This window comes from Nocardia sp. AB354 (genome assembly GCF_049538315.1).
Lineage (GTDB): Bacteria > Actinomycetota > Actinomycetes > Mycobacteriales > Mycobacteriaceae > Nocardia > Nocardia nova.
In genome coordinates this window covers 19,673-39,455 of record NZ_JBMVFU010000025.1, presented here as the reverse complement: position 1 = coordinate 39,455, position 19,783 = coordinate 19,673, and the positions used below count along the sequence as shown (strand labels likewise).

Annotated in this window: 17 protein-coding genes; 7 read left to right on the top strand and 10 right to left on the bottom strand. The window is 68.0% G+C overall.

The genetic code is table 11. From position 1 onward, the window contains the following. Positions 1-46: 46 nt before the first annotated feature. The 5 genes from ACPCUW_RS28400 to ACPCUW_RS28380 all read right to left on the bottom strand — a co-directional run bounded on the left by ACPCUW_RS28400 (position 47) and on the right by ACPCUW_RS28380 (position 5,486). On the bottom strand, positions 47-1,507 hold the full coding sequence (locus ACPCUW_RS28400) for an aldehyde dehydrogenase (protein ID WP_423428259.1): 1,461 nt from the start codon (positions 1,505-1,507) through the stop codon (positions 47-49). A 109-nt stretch (positions 1,508-1,616) separates the two neighbouring features. Next, positions 1,617-2,819 (bottom strand): amidohydrolase family protein, encoded by a 1,203-nt coding sequence (locus ACPCUW_RS28395; protein WP_423428199.1) that lies wholly within the window; start codon positions 2,817-2,819, stop codon positions 1,617-1,619. A 133-nt stretch (positions 2,820-2,952) separates the two neighbouring features. Beyond that, positions 2,953-3,840, bottom strand: coding sequence for an SDR family NAD(P)-dependent oxidoreductase (locus tag ACPCUW_RS28390; RefSeq protein WP_423428197.1), 888 nt, complete (start codon positions 3,838-3,840; stop codon positions 2,953-2,955). 36 nt (positions 3,841-3,876) lie between these two features. Further along, entirely contained in the window at positions 3,877-5,058 is a 1,182-nt protein-coding gene (locus ACPCUW_RS28385; RefSeq protein WP_063018663.1) for a thiolase C-terminal domain-containing protein, read from the bottom strand. Next, complete coding sequence (locus ACPCUW_RS28380) at positions 5,055-5,486, bottom strand: Zn-ribbon domain-containing OB-fold protein (RefSeq protein WP_423428196.1); 432 nt, start codon at positions 5,484-5,486, stop codon at positions 5,055-5,057. The genes ACPCUW_RS28385 and ACPCUW_RS28380 overlap by 4 nt, the downstream gene beginning before the upstream one ends. Before the next feature lie 119 nt (positions 5,487-5,605). On the opposite strand from ACPCUW_RS28380, the gene ACPCUW_RS28375 reads away from it, so the two are divergent. Then, on the top strand, positions 5,606-6,559 hold the full coding sequence (locus ACPCUW_RS28375; RefSeq protein WP_423428194.1) for an LLM class flavin-dependent oxidoreductase: 954 nt from the start codon (positions 5,606-5,608) through the stop codon (positions 6,557-6,559). 132 nt (positions 6,560-6,691) lie between these two features. Continuing rightward, positions 6,692-8,974, top strand: a complete 2,283-nt coding sequence (locus tag ACPCUW_RS28370) for a CoA transferase (RefSeq protein WP_423428193.1) — start codon at positions 6,692-6,694, stop codon at positions 8,972-8,974. A gap of 88 nt (positions 8,975-9,062) precedes the next feature. Here the strand turns inward: ACPCUW_RS28370 and ACPCUW_RS28365 are convergent, their stop codons facing one another. Then, positions 9,063-10,238: an amidohydrolase family protein gene (locus ACPCUW_RS28365; RefSeq protein ID WP_423428192.1), complete on the bottom strand. Its 1,176-nt coding sequence runs from the start codon at positions 10,236-10,238 to the stop codon at positions 9,063-9,065. 261 nt (positions 10,239-10,499) lie between these two features. Between ACPCUW_RS28365 and ACPCUW_RS28360 the strand changes: the two genes are divergently transcribed. Further along, positions 10,500-11,576, top strand: a complete 1,077-nt coding sequence (locus ACPCUW_RS28360) for a Zn-dependent alcohol dehydrogenase (protein ID WP_423428190.1) — start codon at positions 10,500-10,502, stop codon at positions 11,574-11,576. Between the two features lie 104 nt (positions 11,577-11,680). After that, positions 11,681-12,889, top strand: a complete 1,209-nt coding sequence (locus ACPCUW_RS28355; RefSeq protein ID WP_423428189.1) for an amidohydrolase family protein — start codon at positions 11,681-11,683, stop codon at positions 12,887-12,889. Positions 12,890-13,006: 117 nt separating this feature from the next. On the opposite strand, the gene ACPCUW_RS28350 is transcribed toward ACPCUW_RS28355, so the two are convergent. Continuing rightward, complete coding sequence (locus ACPCUW_RS28350) at positions 13,007-13,195, bottom strand: ferredoxin (RefSeq protein WP_423428188.1); 189 nt, start codon at positions 13,193-13,195, stop codon at positions 13,007-13,009. A gap of 24 nt (positions 13,196-13,219) precedes the next feature. Further along, the gene (locus tag ACPCUW_RS28345) at positions 13,220-14,020 is read right to left on the bottom strand and encodes an SDR family NAD(P)-dependent oxidoreductase (RefSeq protein ID WP_423428258.1); all 801 of its coding nucleotides are present in this window, start codon (positions 14,018-14,020) and stop codon (positions 13,220-13,222) included. A 177-nt stretch (positions 14,021-14,197) separates the two neighbouring features. Here ACPCUW_RS28345 and ACPCUW_RS28340 point away from each other — a divergent pair, with 177 nt between their 5' ends. Further along, entirely contained in the window at positions 14,198-15,904 is a 1,707-nt protein-coding gene (locus ACPCUW_RS28340) for an N-acyl-D-amino-acid deacylase family protein (protein ID WP_423428186.1), read from the top strand. A gap of 118 nt (positions 15,905-16,022) precedes the next feature. Beyond that, positions 16,023-17,201: a thiolase family protein gene (locus ACPCUW_RS28335; RefSeq protein ID WP_063018691.1), complete on the top strand. Its 1,179-nt coding sequence runs from the start codon at positions 16,023-16,025 to the stop codon at positions 17,199-17,201. 44 nt (positions 17,202-17,245) lie between these two features. Here ACPCUW_RS28335 and ACPCUW_RS28330 read toward each other — a convergent pair whose 3' ends face one another. Both ACPCUW_RS28330 and ACPCUW_RS28325 read right to left on the bottom strand, forming a co-directional pair. Then, entirely contained in the window at positions 17,246-17,674 is a 429-nt protein-coding gene (locus tag ACPCUW_RS28330; protein ID WP_063018693.1) for a nuclear transport factor 2 family protein, read from the bottom strand. After that, positions 17,658-18,368, bottom strand: a complete 711-nt coding sequence (locus ACPCUW_RS28325) for a TetR/AcrR family transcriptional regulator (protein WP_423428183.1) — start codon at positions 18,366-18,368, stop codon at positions 17,658-17,660. The genes ACPCUW_RS28330 and ACPCUW_RS28325 overlap by 17 nt, the downstream gene beginning before the upstream one ends. 220 nt (positions 18,369-18,588) lie before the next feature. Here ACPCUW_RS28325 and ACPCUW_RS28320 point away from each other — a divergent pair, with 220 nt between their 5' ends. Further along, positions 18,589-19,746, top strand: a complete 1,158-nt coding sequence (locus ACPCUW_RS28320) for an aromatic ring-hydroxylating oxygenase subunit alpha (RefSeq protein WP_218401385.1) — start codon at positions 18,589-18,591, stop codon at positions 19,744-19,746. The last annotated feature ends 37 nt before the right edge of the window (positions 19,747-19,783 follow it).

Genomic DNA, 19,783 nt, shown 5'->3' with positions numbered 1-19,783 from the left:
ATACCACTTCCTTCGCGCAACAACTGCCGAACGACGCTGCGGCCGTTCAGTTTCCGGCATCCGATCGCAGTGCGGCCGGCAGTCCGATACTTCTGGGTTCGAGAAAACTGTGCAGTCCGTCCGGCCCCAGTTCGCGACCGAGTCCGGATTCCTTGAAGCCGCCGAACGGCACCCGGGGAAACGGCGGATAGGTGCCGTTGATCGCGATGCTGCCGGTGCGCAGCCGCTTGGCGATCGCCAGTCCGCGCTCGGCGTCCGCGGACCACACCCCGCCGGAGAGGCCGTAGGGCGAATCGTTGGCGATACGCACGGCGTCGTCGTCGCCGTCGTGCGGGATCAGGCACAGCACGGGACCGAAGATCTCCTCCCGCGCCACCCGCATCGCATTGTCGACGCCGGCCAGAATCGTCGGTTCCACGTACCAGCCGCGCGGCAGCCCGGCCGGGCGGCCGCCGCCGGTGACCACCCGCGCACCGGCGTCGCGGGCGAGAGCGATGTAGTGCTCGACGCGGGTGCGCTGCCGCTGCGCCACCAGCGGACCGACCAAGGTCGCCGGATCGTGGGGATCGCCGACCCGGACGGCTGCCGCTGCCGCCGCCGCGGCGTCGACCGCCTCGGCGTAACGGCTGCGCGGCACCAGGACCCGGGTATGCGCACCGCAGACCTGACCGGACATATGCATCGCGCCCTTGACGATCGCGGGCAGGACGTTCGCGAGATCGGCGTCGTCGGTGACGACCGCCGCGGACTTGCCGCCCAGCTCGAGCGACACCCGCTTCACCCGTTCACCGCACACGCTCATGATGCGTTTACCCGCGGCGGTCGACCCGGTGAAGGCCACCTTGTCCGTGTCCGGATGGGTGACCAGATACTCGCCGACCTCTCGATCGCCGGGCACGATATTGACTGCGCCGGAGGGTATTCCGGCTTCGTCCAGCGCCTCGGCCAGTACGAAGTTGCTCAGCGGCGACTCCGGCGGCGGTTTGATCACCACCGTGCACCCCGCGGCCAGTGCCGGCGCGGTCTTCCACGCCGCCAGGGTCACCGGGGCATTCCACGGCACCACGGCCGCGACGACGCCGACCGGTTCCCTGGTGACCAGGCCGGACCGGTCACCGGCGGTGACGATGCGCTCGAAGTCGAAGTCGCGGATCAGCTCCGCGTAATAGTCGAACAGCGCCGCGACCATACCGGTCTGTGCCTGTCTGGATTGGCTGACCGGACAGCCGATCTCGTCGACCGTCACGGCCGCGATATCGGCCTCGCGTGTGCGCAGCAGTTCGGCGGCGCGAGCGAGCATGCCGGCGCGCTCGCCGGGCGACAGCCGGCGCCACGGCCCCTCGTCGAAGGCGGTGCGCGCGGCCGCGACGGCCCGATCGATATCGGCCGTGCGGGCCACCGGCACCTCGCCGACGGTTTCCTCGGTGGACGGTGAGATCACGGCGAAGCGTTCGTCGCCGGCAGGTGGTACCCACCTACCTCCGATGTAGAACTCACCCCGGTACATCAGCCGATCGGTCACGCCGCCTCCTGTCGTGTGCGGGACACCCGCGTCCGGTCGGCGGCGCGAGCCGCGATGGTCGCTCACGCCGCCCTCCGATGTCGTGTCGTCAGGGTCAGTTCCGCTGCGGCGGATCGAGGTGATAGAGCCGGGTCGCGGTGTGCTGCAGGACTTTCGCGACCGTCTGCTCCGGAATTCCGGTCAGTGAACGATCGATGATGTCGCGCGGGCTCGGTGATTCCGAGGCCGGCCCCGGCGAGAGGCTGGTGGCGTGCGGGAAATCGGTTTCGAACATCAGATTGTCGGCCAGTTCGCCGATCACCGGTCGCAGCGAACGGTTTTCGAACCAGTACATGCCGTAGATCTGGCGGCGCATGTATTCACTCGGCAGCAGCCGATCCGGATATTCGTGGTGCGCACCGACATTGAGCCACTGCCAGTCCATACTCTCGCCCAGGAAGGGCAGCCAGCCGGCGCCGTTCTCCACCGAGACGAAATTCAGCTTCGGATAGCGATGGCAGACGCCGCTGACCACCACCTCGGCGATGTTCTGCGCATTCCCGAGCAGCACCAGCGCGCTCTCCTTGGTGAAGTCGAGCTTCTGCGATTGGTCGACCGCGCCCTTGAGATCGTCGGGGGAGTTGAGGAAGCCGACGTGGAAGTTCATCGACAGTCCCATGTCCTGGGCCTGGCCGAGCAGCGGCTCCCAGTAGTCGTCGACCAGGCGGGGCAGGCCGACCTTGTCGTAGCGAGCGGCGAAAAGCACACCCTTGTGGCCCATCTCGTAGGCCCGCTTCATCTCGGTGACCGATTCGTCGATATCCCAGAACGGCAGCATCATCATCGGAACCAGCCGGCGCGAATCCGCCGAGCACCACTCGACCAGCCAGTCGTTGTACGCGCGAACGCATTCGGTGGCCAGCTCGTGCGGCATCCGGTTCAGGAAGACGTGGCTGTGGAAGCCGAGAATATTCGGATACATCACCTGGTAGTAGATGCCGACCTCGTCCATATAGGCGAGCCGCGCCTTGGCGTCGAGTGCGGCGGGGAAGGCCTCGGAGAGCTTCTTCGGATGTGAGGGCGGGAACTCGGGCCATTTGGCTTGTGCGAAAGCGCCTACGCCGTAGAGCTTCTTGTCGCCGATGTACCAGTAATCCTCTTGCCGCCGTTCGTGGAAGCGGACGTGCGGAACCAGATCGCCCCACTTCTTCGAGATCCGCGAGGTCCACAGGTCGGCCGGTTCGATGATGTGGGAGTCGACATCGGCGACCGCATATCGCTCACACAGGGCGGTTCCGGCGCCATCGGGGTCAGCCATCCCGAACTCCTTCTGTACCAGGAAGATTATTCAACTATGAGAGTGTTCACTTACTTACTCTAGAGATCGCGAGGGTGATGTACAACCGTCTGTCGCGCCCGATCGGGATCGGCCCCCCGGTGGCGTCGGTGGCTCAGTGGCCGGATTCGGGGGCGGGCGGCGTGGATTCGCCGGGCTGGGGCCGGTCCGGGTCCGCGACCCCGCGCAGGTGCGGCGCCATCATCAGCGGCGTCACGCTCAGCACGCCCGATTCCACCGGCAGGGTGATGCCGGTGATCCAGCGGGCTTCGTCGCTGGCCAGGAAGGTCGCTGCCCAGGCCACGTCCCAGCCGTCGCCGGGGGTGCCCAGCAGACCCGCCTCCGACCGCATGGTGTTCATGAATTCGGCCCGCGGCCCCGGCGCCGACACCGAGAGCACCATGGGCGTCGTGATGTGCCCGGGCGCGATCGCGTTCACCCGAATCCCTTGGCGGCCGTGCGAATACGCCATATCGACGGTCATCGCGAGCAGGCCGCCCTTGGCCGCGGAGTAGGCGACCGTGCCGTCGCCGCGCAGTGCCGAGATCGAGGAGATGTTCACGATCGATCCGCCGCCGCGTTCGGCCAGTGCCGGCACCGCGTACTTCGAGGAGAGGAACGCGGTGCGCAGATTGATGTCGAAGGATCGGTCCCAGTCCGCTTCGGAGACGTCGACGACCGTGCCGACCGCGGCGAGGCCGATATTGTTGACGAGGATGTCCAGTCCGCCGAAGGAGTCGACGGCGGTGCGCACCATCGCCTCGCACGCCGCGGCCTCGGTCAGATCGGCCGCGAAGACCGCGGCCTTGCCGCCCTCCTCCTCGATCATCCGCAGGGTTTGTTCGGCGCGCTCGGCATACCGGTCCACCAGCAGCACGGCGGCGCCCTCCCGCGCCAGTGCCACCGCGGTCGCCTTCCCGGTGCCGATGCCGGGCCCGGGCGTGGATCCCGCACCCGTCACGATTGCCACCTTGCCGTCCACGCGGCCCGGACGCTCCACCATGATCATCTCTCCTTCGCCGTCACCGGTACTGCTACCTCACCAGCGCGTCAAAAGCGCTGCGCCGGACTCGATTCCGCCGACATTCGTCACCGCCGCGACCTCGGCGCCGGCGACCTGCCGCGCGCCCGCCTCGCCGCGCAGCTGCCGCACCGCCTCGGCGGTGTGGCCGAATCCGGCGTGCAATCGCCCGCCCGAGAGCTGACCGCCCCAGGTGTTGAGCGGCAGCTCACCGCCCAGCGCGATGCGCTTGCCGCCGTCGATGTAGTCCCCGGCCTCGCCGGTGCCGCAGAAGCCCATCGCCTCGAGCCACCACACCGCCTCGATGCTGAAACCGTCGTAGAGCTGGGCGGTGTCCACATCGGCGGGAGTCAGCGCGGTACGCGCCCACAGGTCCGCGGCGGTCGCGTAGCCCACCCGGCCCATGTCCTCCCACTGGTCCCAGGCCGGGCGCCCGTCCACCACGCCGGCCATCGCCTCGATGCGGACCGGTGCGCGTAGGTCGCGGGCCGTCTCGACCGCGGACACCACGATCGCGGTCGCGCCGTCGGCCGGCACATCGCAGTCGAACAAACAGAGCGGGGAGGAGATCATCCGCGCGGCCAGATAGTCGTCGACGGTGAGCGGCGAACGGTAGACGGCGTCGGGATTGTGGGCGGCGCTTGTGCGCTGGGTGACCGGTATCCACGCCAATTGCGCTCGGGTGAGCCCGAATTCGTACATGTAGCGGGTAGCGAACGGGGCGATCTGGCATACCGGGGACAGCATCCCGATCGGCAGCAGCCATGCCTGCGGGCCTTCGGCCGCGGGTTTGGTGGATCCGTAGGCCGGGCGCCCACCGGCGGCGCGGGCGGCGCTGCCCTCCTTCACGGTCCGCCAGATCACCACGTGGCGGGCCTGGCCTGTGGCGATCGCCTGCGCCGGACCGTAGAACGGCAGTGCCATGCCTTCGACGAGACCCTGGCGCCAGCGGGTCGTGATGCGCAGCGCGTCCTGGACCTCGTAGAGATTGCCGTTGGCGTAGCCGGGCACATTGGCGACACCTCCGCCGGGGAACATGGCGAGGCCGTCGATATCGTCGACGGTCAGCCCGGCGTCGGCGACGGCGGCGAGGATGGCGTCGAGGGTCAGTTGCAGGCCGGAGCGGTCGAGCCGGCGGGCGATCGCGGATTGACCGATGCCGGAGATCACGGCGCGATGCTCGAACAGGTCCGTACTCATCGCGTGACCCCGGTCCCGTCGTCGCGGGCGAGGAAGCTGGGGACGGCGTATCCGCCCGGGCCGGGCTCGAATCCGACGTCGACCCGCATGCCGATCGTCACCTCGGCCGGCGCGCAGCCGCGCACCCGTCCGGGGATCCGCACGCCGGGGCGGCCGGGGAATTCCACCAGCACGATCGCATAGGGGACCTCGAGGTCGGGCAGCCAGCGCTGATAGTTCACGGTGAAGCTGTAAACCGTTCCGGGACCAGTAATTTCGACGAATTCCGGTGTGCGGCGCCGGCATCGGCGGCAGACGCCCCGGGGCGGGAAGGAATCGGCTCCGCAGGCGGGGCAATGTTCGACCAGCAAACGGCCGGCGGCGGCCCATACCCAGAAGGGCTCGGTCTCCTCGGTGACCATCGGCGGGATACCCGGTATCGCGTTCATCCGGCCTCCAGGAGCGAGTCGTTGCTGCCTATAACCACTATCATGATAAGTGAGCATTTGCTATCTTCGTGTGGTCGGTGCCGATCGGGCATCGGCGCACTGCTCGCCGAAGGAGTCGGATGTCCGCCGACCGCATCGTCTTCGGGGCAGCCGCGATGCCGGAACCGGATCGGGACTGGCTGGCCGCTGCCGAACGCCTGCCCATCGAATCCGTCTGGCAGGGCGGCCACATCCTGCCGCCGAGTACTACCGGTGAGGCCGTCACCCGTCTGTCGCTGATGGTCGCATGGACCGAACGCGTCCGGGTCGGAACGGCGACGCTGCTGCTGCCGCTCTATCCGCCGGTGATCGTGGCCAAACAACTCGCCGATCTGGATGCCCGTTCCGGCGGGCGGGTGTCGGTGGGGCTCGGGGTCGGCGGGGAGTTCCGGCACGAATTCGAGGCCGTCGGTGTGCCGCTGTCCGAACGCGGCCCCCGCACCGACGAGGCGATGGATGTGCTGCGCGCACTGTGGCGCGACGAACCGGTCGATCACGAGGGCCGGTTCTTCCGATTCCGCGATCTGCATCTGCGCCCGGTCCGCAGCCCCGACGGCTCCAGAATGCGACCCGGCGGCCCGCCGTTGATCGTGTCCGGGCGCAAAGCTCCGGCGATGCGTCGTGCCGCACGCCGGGGCGACGGCTGGATGCCGTATCTCGTGTCGCCGTCGGCGTATGCCCGCTCGGTCACCGCGATTCGGCAGGAAGCGGCGACGATCGGCCGCGACCTCACCGGCTTCGAGTGGACGATGTATCTGTACTGCTCGATTCGCCGCGACGGTGACCGCGCCCGCGCCGAGGTGGCCGATTTCCTCGGTGGCGCCTACGGCGGCAAACCGGGCGACATGCTGCTGCGAATCGCGCCGGCCGGTACACCCGACGAGGTCGCGGTGCGGCTGCAGGAATACGTCGACGCGGGCGTGCGGCATTTCGTGATCGCGCCGGCGACGCGATCGGACACGCTGGACGTGGTTCGGCTGGCCGCCGAAGAGGTGCTGCCGAGATTGGAACTGCCCGTTCGGGTCGGGCGATGAACACCGAATGTGCCGGGGCCGAGGGCGTTTCGGTTCCGGCGGGGGTGCCCGCGCAGAGTGCGCCGGCTGTCGGTTCACCGGCTTGTCCAGCGTTCCCGGCGACGTCGGATGGTTGTTCGAAAGGGCTCTGATATGAGTGGCGAAGGTCCCTGCGCGGGTTTGACGGTGGTCGAGATCGCGGTGGGGGTCAGCGATCTCGGGCCGGGGTTGGCCGGTGGGCTGCCGGGAATGCTGCTGGCCGATCTCGGGGCACGTGTGGTGCGGGTGGTCGGCGAGGATGCGCCGATCGACGCCGCGGTGCCGTGGGGCCGCGTCTGGCATCGCGACAAGCGCATCCTCACCACCAGCGAGGCGGCGGAAATTTCCGAGTTGTTGCGGACGGCGGATATCGCGCTGGTCTACGGTCCGGAGGATCTCGTCGAGGCGCGCGGACTGGGGTTTCGTGAGTGCGCCGCAAGTAATCCCGCGCTCGTGTACGCACGCTGCCGGCCGAGTCGCACCGCAGCCGGAACGGTCGAGGATTTCGGACTCCTGGTCGAGGCGCGGGCCGGCTTCTGCACGCAATTGCGGGGCCATCGTCCCGGGCCGATCTTCCCCGAGGTGCGCGCGTCCGGCATGGGGGCTGCCTTCCTGCTGCTCACCTCGGTATTCGCGCTGCTGCATCGCCGCGTCGGCACCGGTACGGGCGGCTGGAGCGAAACCTCGCTCTACGACGGGATGCTGGCCACCCTCGGCTGCATGATCGGCCGATCCGAACGCGCCGCGCCCGAAGTCGAATCGTATTGGGAACACGGCTCGACCTTCCCGAATTTCCTCTACCGCTGCGCCGACGGCGAACTGCTGCAGGTGTGGTTCGGCGGTAAGGGCATGTATCAGGCGGTGATCGAGGTCCTCGGCGACGAACCCAGTCCGGACGGGTACTACACCGACCAGACCACCGGCAAACTGCGGGCCCGCGCGCAGCGGTGGACGTCGTTGTTCGCCACACGACCGCGCGAGGAATGGGTCGAGCGGCTGCGCGCCGCGGGGGTGGCCTGCGAGCCGGTGCTCGGGCCGGGAGAGGTGCTGCGCGATCCGTACACCGCCGCAACCGGTTTGGCCGTCACCCGTTCCGACCGCGGACACGAGGATCTGATGATCGGCTCGCCGTTCGAGATCCACCCGCTGCGTCCGGCCTCGGGTTTGCCTCGCGCCTCGCGAACGCGCGCTGCCGCAGCGCTTTTCGAGGGCCTACGCGTCGTGGACTTCTCGGCGTTCGTCGCCGGGCCGCTGGCTGCCGAGGTGCTGGCGGACCTGGGCGCCGATGTGATCAAGGTGGAGCCACCGAGTGGTGAGGCGATGCGGGCCGCCGCCTATGCGGTGGCGGCCTGCCAACGCGGAAAGCGCAGTCTCGCATTGGATATCAACGCTCCCGAGGCGCGGCCGGTGGTTCAGAAGCTGCTCACCTGCGCCGATGTGGTGCTGCACAACTTCCGCGTCGGTGTCGCGGAGCGGCTCGGTATCGACGCGGACACCGTGGCACGCCTGAATCCGAACGCGGTGTACTGCCACGCCAGTGCTTTCGGCGCCACCGGCCCGCGGGCGGCCTACCCGGGCAACGACGCCTTGATGCAGGCGCTGACCGGTTTCGAGCGGGCGATCGGCGGCGCGGACAACGAGCCGCTGGCCGCGACCTGGATACCGATCGATATGGCCGGCGGCTGGGTCGCCGCCGCCGGCATCGCGCTGGGTCTCTACGCCCGGGCCACCCAGCAGCGCGGTCAGCAGGTGATCACCAGTCTGCTCGGCGCCGGAATGCTCATGCACTGCGGTGTTTTCGTGCGCGACGGCGAACTCGTCGCCGGCCCGGCGCTGGACGAGCGGCAGACCGGGTACGGTCCCGGCTATCGAATCTACGAGGGCTCCGACGGCGAGTGGTTCGCACTCGTGGTCGCCGACGCCGAATCCTGGTGGAAGCTGGACGGATTCGTCGCTGCCGCCGCCGGTGGCCCGAGCTTGGGTGACTACGTCCCGCTACGCAGCGGCGACGACGACAGCGCCGCCCGCGCGGCCGAGGCGACACTCGAATTCACCTTCGCGACCGCCCCCGCCGCCGACTGGGTGCGCCGGCTACGCGAACTCGGCATCCTCGCCGAACTCATCGAGCCGATGGACCGCAACCGCTTCCGCCACGCCATCCTGGACGATCCGGTGAACCACCAAATCGGCCGGGTCGTCGGTTATCGGACCGCCGACTGGGGCTATTTCGAACAGATCGGCCCCCTGCTGCGCACCGGCCCCGACGTGACCGGCGGCCCCCGCCTGATGATCCCGGGTGTCGGCGAGCACACCGCGGAAGTGCTGCGCGAGTTGGGGTTCGACGATTCTCAGGTGGACGAACTGCTCGCCACGAAGGTCGCGCGCCAGCTGGACTGACGCGATCGGTTCGCGATCGGCTTGCCGATGCGGTGTGTTCGGCCACAACGCCTGGGGCGTCGGCTGCCGTTGTGGCAGGCTCGAATCTTCAGTTCAGTCCGAGTAGTCCCGCTGTATTGCCGCGCAAGACCTGGTGGCGGACTTCGGGATCGCAGGTTTCCAGTCGTGGCAGGTAGTCGCGTGGTTCGCGCAGGCCCTCGGGGTGGGGGAAGTCCGAGCCGAACAGGACGTGGTCGGCGCCGATGGCGTCGATCAGGTCGTGTACGTCGTCCTCGGGGAAGGGGCAGACCCACAGGTGTTCGGCCAGTGCTTCGCTCGGGCGGGGTGGCAACTTGCCGCCGATCATCGGGCCGCGGCGGCCGAGTGCGGCGGCCTTGTCGATCGTTTTGAACAGGGGGCGAAGCCAATTCGAGCCGTTCTCGATCGAGACGATCTTCACCCCCGGGTGGCGGCCGAAGAGGTTGTGCAGGGTGAGCGCGATCAAGGTGTCGACCACCGGGCGTTCGGTATTGCACAGCGCCCATTGCAGCGGCGATTGCTGATGCGACGGATTGTCCGGGTTCTCCGACCAGTGCGTGCCGTAGAAATGCTGGTAGCCGCTGTTGGATACGTGGAAGGCCACCGGAATTCCGGCATCGGAGACGGTCGCCCAGAACGGATCGAAGATCGGGTCGGCGGGGGAGCGGCCCGCGATGGGGCCGGGGCACAGATGCACCATCCGCGCACCGGCGTCGAGTACCCGGTGCAGCTCACGCACGGCCTGGTCGATATCGAGCAGCGAGAGCATCGGTACGCCGAACAGCCGCCCGTCGGCGCCGTATCCCCAGTCCTCCTCGAGCCAGCGGTTGAATGCCCGCAGACTCGCGTAGGTGAGCTCGATGTCGTCTCGCAGGTCGTACTCCACGGCCACACCCAGTGTCGGCAACATGATCGTGGCATCCACGCCCTGCCGGTCGAGAACGGCCAAACGCGCACCGCGCTCGGCGAATTCCGGGTGGTCCTTCGAGGTCACCACCTCGCGATGGGTGAATCCGTCGGCGACGCCGCCGACGAACAGTCCCTGCAGCGCGCCCGGCGCCGAGGCGTAGTCGCCGGGCATCACGCTCATGAAGGTGCGCTGCCCGCGCAGGAAGATGCGACCCAGTCCGTCCGTGCCGCGTTCCACCCGGATGGTGCGATCGGCGAAGCGCGACTCGATGTGGCGCGAGAAGCAGTCGTCGGGCTCGTAGTAGTGCCCGTCGGCATCGATCAACCCGTATTCCATCTCTGCGCTACCTCCGGGATCGCCCGCGGTCAGGAAAGTGTGCCTTGAGTAAGTGAGCACACAGTTACTAACTTCGCACCGGCGATAGAGGATGTCAAGGTCGCACCGCATTCCGCGGCAGAAGGAGGCGTCGCCGCTCCGGTGTGGCGAATCGGCGCCGAGACACTCGCCGCGCTCCTAATATGAGTAAGCACTCGCTTGACAAGCGGGGCGCAGCGGCGGGAGTCGCGGCGCATCCGAATCGATCGTCAGAGGTACGCAGTGAAAGTCGTTGTCGCCTACGAGGTCGGCCGGCCCCTCGAAATCGAAGATCTGCCCCTGCCGGAACCCGGCCCCCACGATGTGGTGGTGCGCCTGAGCGCCAGCGGCATCTGCCATACCGACCTCACCGTCATCAACGGGCTCTCGCCGCTGCCGCTGCCGATCGTGCCCGGCCACGAGGGGTGTGGGGTGGTCGAGGAGGTGGGCGCCGAGGTGCGCCGGGTGCGCGTGGGCGATCGGGTGCTCGCCTCGGTGACACCGGCCTGCGGGCACTGCTGGTCGTGTGTCAACGGCATGTCGAACCATTGCGAACTCAACGCGGAAGTCAAACGGCGACAACGCTTCCGGCTCGCCGACGGCCGCAGTGCCGCCGCGGTGTGCGGCTGCGGAACCTTCGCCGAGGCGATGGTCGTGCACGAAGCGTCGGTGGTCGCCGTGCAGACCGATCTGGCCGATGAACAGCTCGCCCTGCTCGGCTGCGGGGTGACCACGGGCCTCGGGGCGGCACTGAATACCGCCGGCGTCACCCCGGGCTCGTCGGTGGCGGTGATCGGCTGCGGCGGGGTCGGGCAGTCGGTCATCCAGGGGGCGCATATCGCCGGTGCCGCCACGATCGTCGCCGTCGATCCGATGCCCGGCCGCCGGGACGCGAGCATCGGGGTGGGCGCCACCCACACCGTCGACCCGCAGGCCGGCGATCCGGTCGCGCAGGTACGGGAGCTGACCGGCGGGCGCGGCGCCGACTTCACCTTCGAGGTGGTCGGCCGTCCCGAACTCGTTACCCAAGCCATCGATATGGCCCGAGTGGAGGGTGTGGTGACGCTGGTCGGCATGCCCTCGACCGCGGATGTACTGACGCTGCCCGCGATCTCGACGGTGTTCTCCGGCAAGCGGATCGCCGGATCGGTGGTCGGCGGGGCCCAGATCCTGCGCGACTTCCCGCGCTTCATCCGGCTGGCCGAGGCGGGGCGCCTGGATCTGGAATCCATGATCACCCATCGCATTTCGCTCGACGAGATCAACAAGGGTGTGCAGCTGCTCTCCCGGGCCGAGGGCGTGCGCACCGTCATCGTGTGAACCGGTCGACCGGGCAACGAATCGCCGGCAGCCCTGGCGCCCGCCCCGGCATCGGGCTACCTTGTATGTAAGTATTCGCTTTGTTACCGGAGTTGGGAGATCCCATGTCGTTCAGCTGGTTCATATCGGTTGATGACCATCTCATCGAGCCGGCGCGGCTGTGGCAGGAGCGGTTGCCGGAGAAGTGGCGCGAGACCGGTCCCCGGATCGTCCGGGAGGACAAGTCGGAATTCTGGATCTACGAGGATCGCCAGATCGTCACCACCGGCCTCAACGCCGTGGCCGGTAAGAAGCGCGAGGAATTCTCCCCCGAGCCGATCACCTACGAGGAGATGCGGCTGGGTTGTTACGACCCGGCGGCGCGGGTCGCCGATATGAACCAGGGGCACGTGCTGTCGTCGATGCTGTTCCCCTCGCTCCCGCGCTACTGCGGCCAGATCTTCCACGAGGCGAAGGACAAGGAGCTCGCGCTGCTGTGCGTGCGGGCGTGGAACGATTTCATTCTCGAGGAATTCGCCCAGGCCTATCCCGGCCGATTCATCCCGATGATGATCATCCCGCTGTGGGACCCCGTCGCCGCCGCGGCCGAAATCGAGCGCACCGCGGCGTTGGGGGCGAAATCCATTGCTTTCTCGGAGAACCCGACCAAACTCGGCCTGCCGTCGATCCACACCGACTTCTGGGATCCGGTCTTTCGCGCCTGCGACGACACCGGCTTCGTGATCTCGATGCACGTCGGATCGTCCTCGAATATGATCCGGACCTCCGAGGATATGCCGACGCTGGCCTTCATGGCCTACTCCGCGGCCGCGAACCAGGCGGGGACACTGCTGGATTGGCTGTTCAGCGGCAATTTCGTGAAGTACTCGAATCTCAAGATCGCCCTCTCCGAGGGGTGCATCGGCTGGATTCCGTACTTCCTCGAACGCGCCGAGCAGGTGGTCGACAAACAGCGGTTCTGGGCCTCGCGGTTCGATATCAGCATGAACGCCACGCACGAACGCGGCGAGCAGAAGGGCGAAGCGACCTTCGATCTCGATACCGATATCCGGCGGTTGTTCCGCGACCACGTGTACGGCACCTTCATCGAGGACCAAGCGGGAATTCGCTTGCTGGACATCATCGGTGAGGACAACGTGATGCTGGAATGCGACTACCCGCATTCGGATTCCACCTGGCCGGACACCGTGCAGATGGCCGGCAAGTGGCTCGGGCACCTTCCGCAGGACGTGCAGGACAAGATCACCGTCGGCAATGCGTCGCGGGTCTACGACTTCACCCCCGCCGATCCGGCCTCGATTCCCGAGTCGTGACATGTCGCGGGCCGGCTGCGGCCCGCGTACGTCGAGGTCCGCCCCCCGTGACGGTCGGCGGACCTTTACGTATAGGCCGGGCGCGCAATGCGCCGGCGGTAGCCGAGAGCGGGTGGCTCAGCTCAGGACGATCGCGCGTTCGGGGCAGTTGTCGGCCGCTTCGCGGGTCCGGTCCCGAAGGTCGGCCGGTACCTTGGAAAGCGTTGCGCGGCCGTGCCCTTCGTCATCGAGGTCGAAGACCTCCGGGCAGATCTCCCAGCAGCGGGCGTGGCCCTGGCAGCGGTCGGGATCGACGGATACGTGCATGACTGTCCTCCGGTGTCGGGCGATTCAGTAGGTGGCCGACAGGGCCCACGGCCCGTCGGGAAAGGACCGTCCGAGCAGTTCCATGCTGTAGACGATGCGTCCGGTGTCGTGGGGGGACGTGCACAGCAGCACAGCGGCGTCGGCCATGGCGTCGTCCGGTTCGACCGGGGTGTTGTCCGGCGTGTGCGGGGAGACGACGGCGACGCCGGGAGTCATGACCAGACCGGAGGTGCCCAGACTGTTGATTCGCACGCCGGTGCCGTACACCTCGGCCGCCAGGCCGGTGGTCAGGCGATCGAGCGCCGATTTGCACATGCCGTAGGGCACGCAGCCGTCGGCGGCCCACTCCGGATAGGGCGGCCCCAGGGGGTGGCGCGCCTGTTTGGAGGTGATGTTGAGGATCCAGCCGAGCCCGCGTTCGATCATCCCGGGAAGCGCCAACTGGCACAGGCGAAACGGGGTGTGCACCATCATCTGGAACATCAGGCCGTAGCGGTGCGGGCGGATGTCGAGGGCCGGGCCGTAGAAGTTCACCCCGGCATTGTTGACGAGGATGTCGACCGGCCCGAGTAGCGCTTCGGCCCGTGCCACGACCGTCTCGACCTCCGCGGGAACCGTCAGATCGGCGCGAATCGCCGCTGCCCGGCCGCCGTGATCGCGAATGTGCGCCACGACCTCCTCGATGGAACCGGGAAGCGTCGAGGCGCCCGGTTCGGCGGTGCGAGCCACCACCGCCACCGCCGCACCCTCGGCGGCGAAGCGTTCGGCGATCCGCCGGCCGATGCCGCGGCTCGCGCCGGTCACCAGTGCGGTCCGGCCGTCCATCGATCCCACGTCGACTCCTGCGCTGAGTGCTCCGGACGGTAATCCGGATCGGGGCCTAGCAAGTAAGTACCTACTTTCTCACGGTACCCGGTGATATGCGAGCGTTTCCCGGGTTATGTTGAGTGAGTACCTGCTTATTTATGCTCGGGCGGCCCGCACCGGGAAGGATGGAAAACCATGCATGACATCGTGATTCGCGGTGGGAACGTGGTCGACGGAACGGGTGCGCCGCCGCGTCGGGCGGAGGTGGCGATCGACGGGGACCGGATCGTGGACATCGGCCCGGCGGTCGGCTCCGGCCGCCGGGTGATCGACGCGTCGGGCCGGTTCGTGACCCCCGGGTTCATCGATGTGCACACCCATCTGGATGCCCAGCTGTTCTGGGATCCGCTCGCGACGCCCTCGTGCTATCAGGGCGTGAGCACGGTGGTGATGGGCAATTGCGGCGTCACCTTCGCGCCGGTGCGGCCGGGGCAGGAGGGCTACTTGGCGGCGATGATGGAGTCGGTGGAAGACATCCCGGCCGACACGATCATGGCCGGGCTGGACTGGGGCTGGCAGACCTACGGCGACTATCTGAAAACACTGGGCGACCGCGAACTCGGCGTGAACGTCGGCGGGCTGATCGGTCACGCCGCCCTGCGCTACTACGTGATGGGGGAGCGCAGTCTCGACGAGGCGCCCGCCACCGCCGAAGACCGCGCCGCGATGGCGGAACTGGTCGGCGAGGCCGTCGACGCCGGAGCGCTGGGCTTCTCGACCTCCCGGACCTATATGCACACCGTGCCGGACGGGCGGCCGGTGCCGGGCACCTTCGCCGACGTGGAGGAGCTGTGGGCGATCGCCGGCGTCCTCGCCGAACGCGGGCGCGGGACCTTCCAGGTGGTCCCGCGCATCGGCGAGCGCGACGGCGCCGACCGTGCCAATTCCCGCGCCGAAATGGCGTGGATGGAACAGGTGAGCCTGAATTCCGCTCGGCCCCTGACCTTTTCGATCATGCAGAGCGACCGGCGTCCCGGACTGTGGTCCTGGGTGATGGAACAGACGGCCGGGGCCCGCGCGCGAGGTGCCGATCTGCGCCCGATGACCGCGGTGCGCGGCAGCGCGATCGTCTACGGAATCGCCGGACGCACCCCGTACGACGCACTGCCCCCCTGGTCCGAGGTGATGGCCGAACCGCCGGCTACGCGGCTCGAGTTGCTGGCCCGCGGCGACGTCCGCGATCGCCTGATCGCCGAAGCCGAACTGCCCTCGCAGGCATCAGGTCCGCTGGCGCCGAAGGATCCGGCGAAAATGTATCTGCTGCCGCCGGGTTCGGCCGCCTACGACGTCGGGGCGGACAACAGCCTGGCAGCCGAGGCGCGGCGGCGCGGCGTCGGCGCCGCGGCCGCCTTCATCGACTACACGCTCGAGACGAACGGCCGTGGACTGCTGTACTACCCGGTGCTCAATCAGGATCTGGACGCGGTCGCGCGCATGATCACCAACCCCGACGTCGTATTGGGCGTCGCCGATGCGGGTGCGCACGTCGCGCTGACCATGGACGCCGGCAATTCGACCTATTTCCTGCGGCACTGGGTGCGGGATCGGGCACTGCTGGGGATCGGCCCGGCCGTCCGGCGACTGACCGTCGATGCCGCGAATCTGTTCGGAATCGCCGATCGCGGGGTGCTCGCACCGGGCGCGTACGCCGATGTGAACGTCATCGATCTGGCGAATCTCGACCTGTTCGCCCCGGAGATGGCCGCCGATTTCCCCTTGGGCGCACAGCGATTCGTGCAGCGGGCACGCGGTTACGACTACACGCTGGTCAACGGACACGTGCTCGTCGACCACGACGAAACCACCGGTGCGGTCCCCGGCCGGTTGGTCACCGCGCGCTGAGAATCTCGCGGGCCGATGGCGCGTTGCCGCCGAAGCGGGCCGTTGCCCGTGCGCCGGGCCGTCGTTACGATATCTAAGTTAGAGAACACTTACTTATTTGAGAATCGGGGTGGCACCAATGAGCCATGAGGCCGTGATCATTTCGGGCGCGCGCACGGCGATCGGAACGGCATACAAGGGGTCGCTCACCGAAACCGACGCCTTCACACTGGGAACGGCGGCGGTCGCCGAGGCGGTGCGCCGAGCGGGCGTCGAACCCGACCTCGTCGACGACGTCATCCTCGGCGAATCGCTGTACGGCGGCGGGGCTATCGGCCGGTACGTCGCCATCGAGGCCGGGCTGGTGAACGCGCCCGGCATCGCGCACAACCGGCACTGCGCCTCCGGACTGTCCACGCTGCAGAGCGCGGCCGCCTCGGTGATCGCCGGGATGGATCGGATCGTGGTGGCGGGCGGTGTGCAGTCGAGTTCGACCGCGCCGACGGTGAATCGGCGCATTCCGGGCTCCGAGGAATGGGAGGAGGACTGGCTCGCGCCCAGTCACCGCGAAACTCCGGACGCACCCGTGCGGGATATGTCGATCACGGTCGGGTGGAACGCCGCGGTCAAGGCCGGGATAACGCGCGCGCAGATGGACGAGTGGGCGTTGCGTTCCCATCAGCGCGCGGTGGCCGCGATCGACGCCGGCAGCTTCACCGAGGAGATCGTGCCGATCGAGGTGACCCGTCGCGACGGCAGTACGGTCACCTTCGCCGTCGACGAACATCCCCGGCGCACATCGTCATTGGAGAAGCTGGCCTCCTTGAAACCGCTGCATCCCGAGATCGAGGGCTTCGGCATCACCGCCGGGAACGCCGCGGGCATCAACGACGCGGCCGGTGCGGTGGTGGTCGCGGACCGCGCACTGGCCCGCGAGCGCGGAATCGAGCCGCTGGCCGTGGTCCGGGCCTGGGCGTCGGTGGGCGTCGCGCCCGCGGACACCGGCCTGGCGCCCGCGCCCGCGATCGAGAAGGTGCTCGCGCGCGCCGGACTGTCGGTGGGCGATGTGGCGCTCTGGGAGATCAACGAGGCCTTCGCCTCGGTCGCGGTCGCCGCGACCAGGGCGCTGGGGCTCGACGAGGAGAAGGTCAATGTCCTCGGAAGTGGTTGCAGTCTGGGACATCCCGTGGCGATGACGGGAACCCGGATGGTGTTGAGCCTCGTGCACGAACTGCGGCGCCGCGGCGGTGGGGTCGGCGTCGCGGCGATGTGCGCGGGAGGTGGGATGGGCACCGCGGTCGTCGTCGACGTGCCCTGAGCTCGCGCCCTCGGCAGCCGGAAGATGTTCGGCTGCCGAGGTTCTCACCGTGGTTCGAGCGTTTCCAGCAGGGCGTGGGTGTCCTGCTGGAACACCCGGATCTCGCGGACCATGCCGTCGGCGAAGGAGAACAGCTCCACCACGTCGACCGTGGCGTGCCGCCCCGATTCCTTGGCCGTCCAGGTCTGGGTGGTCAACTGCACCACCGATTCCTCGGAGCCGAAGATGCGCGGATTGTCGATACTGCGCTCCCAGTACCGTCCGAACGATTCGCCCATGGCGGCCACCCCGGCATGTCCGTGGTAGCTGCCGCCGTGTGGCAGTGAGGCCGGTTGTTCGATGCGGATGTCGGGGTGGAACAGCGCCAGCGCGCCCGCGCCGTCACCGGCGGCGAAGCGGCGCGACAACTCCGTCACGATCTCCAAGCCGTTGCGCGACGCGGTGCCGCGCGGTGAATCATGCTGTGGGCTCATCGGATTCGGCCCCCTCGATCACCGGGAAGAATCCCTTGACCGTGCCCTCGCTGATCAATGTGACGGCCCGGTCGCGGTCGGCCTTCTTGGCGGTGCCGTGCCGGGTTTCCAGGGCCTGCATCAGTGCCATGCCCATCACCGCACGGGCGGAGATGTTGGGCGATTCGAAGGGGAATCCGTAACGATCCTCGACCTCGCGCCACGCCTCGGCGAGCCGGTCCATGGCGACCGCGAAATTCTCCCGGTAGAACCGCCGGGCCACCTGTGGATCGCCGAACAGCACCAGGCCCAGGAGCGGCAGCACCTCGTCGAGCGTCGAAATCAGTTGGCGGTACAGACCTTTGAGCGTCTCCAGCTGTCGTTGCGGGGTCAGCGGCTGATCGCGGTCGACGACGGCGGTCGCGGCGACCAGATCGTCGACGGCCGACTTGAGCGGTTCCACCACCGCTTCGAAGAACAGTTGATCCTTACTCTCGAAGTGCCGGTAGATGATTCCCTCGCTGATACCGCTGTGCTCAGCGATCATCTTGACCGTGGTGCCGTTCATATCGCCGGTCTCGCTGAAGGCGCGGCGCGCGGCGGCCAGGATCGAACTCTTGCGCGCCTCGGCGGTGAGCCGGCGCCGTACCGGCGGTGCGCCATTGGCGGGGGTGGGCGGGATCGTGGAACTCCCGGTCGTCGTGGTTCTGGCCACGAGTCCTCCTCGTTTCCGGGCCGACGCCGGTGCCGATCGGCGTTGTTAGTGGGTACACACTTTATCCTAATGCGCTCGCGACGGCATCCACCGCTCGGCGTGATCACGGCGATCTCTCCAGGTAGAACCGGGTTCTCACCTTTCCTTGCGGAGTAAGTAATCACCTACTAAGCTCCGAGGTGACCGTCCTTCGGGTCCGGAGTTTCGGGTGGAGTGTGTTATGGACAGGCAAGCGCTGGAACACAGCCTCGCGCGCCGATTGCTCGACCACATCGACGAGGGCACCACCGATCTGGCGCCGGAAATCCTCGAGTTGCCGACCGATATCTATTCGACCCAGCGGCATGCCGAGGAATTCGACGTCCTGTTTCGCGGCCACCCTCTGGTGCTGTGCCTGTCGGGCGCGCTTCCGCACGCGGGCACCTACCGCACCGTCGACCTGTGCGGCGTCCCGATCCTGTTGACCCGCAACGACGAAGGCCACGTCCGCGCCTTCGCCAACGCCTGCCGCCACCGCGGCGTGCGAGTGGTCGACGGCGGCGGCGCCCGCAGCCGATTCGCCTGCCCGTTCCACTCGTGGACCTACGATCTCGACGGCCGCCTGGTCGCCGTGCCCGTGGACGACGCCTTCACCGGAATGTGCCTGGAGCGCAAGGGACTTGTCGAACTGCCCGTCAGCGAGGGGTACGGGCTGATCGTCGGATCGCTGCGCCCGGGGCCTGCCGTGGACATCGACGAATATCTCGGCCCCGGCCTGGCCGACGAACTGGCGGTGCTCGAGTTCGCGGACTGGGAGTTGTACGGCGAACCGCACGTGCACCGCGTGGGGGCCAACTGGAAGGTCACCCTCGACACCTTCCGTGAGAACTACCACTTCCGCTTTCTGCACCGCCGGACCCTGGCGAAATACGCCTACGGTGGCGTGCTGACCTTCGACCCGTTCGGCCGGCATCTGCGCAATTGCTCCGCACTGCGCTCGATCGACGAACTGCGCGAGCTGCCCGACGAGCAGTGGGGCGACGTGATGGGCCATATCAGCCTGCAGTACGCGCTGTTTCCGAACACCAGCCTCACCTTCGACAGCCGGCACGTGGAGCTGTGGCAGATCGTCCCGGTCGACGCGAACTCCTCCGAAGTCGTGCACAGCACATATCTGCGCCCCGGTCTGAGCGAGTCCGAACGGGCCAAGGCCGTGGAGATGGCCCCCTGGATCTGCGAGACCGTGGTCGACGGGGAGGACTTCTGGGTGGCGGCGCGGACCGAGCCCGGTATCCGGGCAGGCGTGCTGGACACCATCGTGTTCGGCCGCAACGAGCCCGCCCCCCAGCATCTGCACCGCGGTTTCGAGGACGCGCTGGCCGTCGCCCGCCGGGCGTGAGAATGTCCGACCCCCTTGCTGATTCACACTCCCCGGG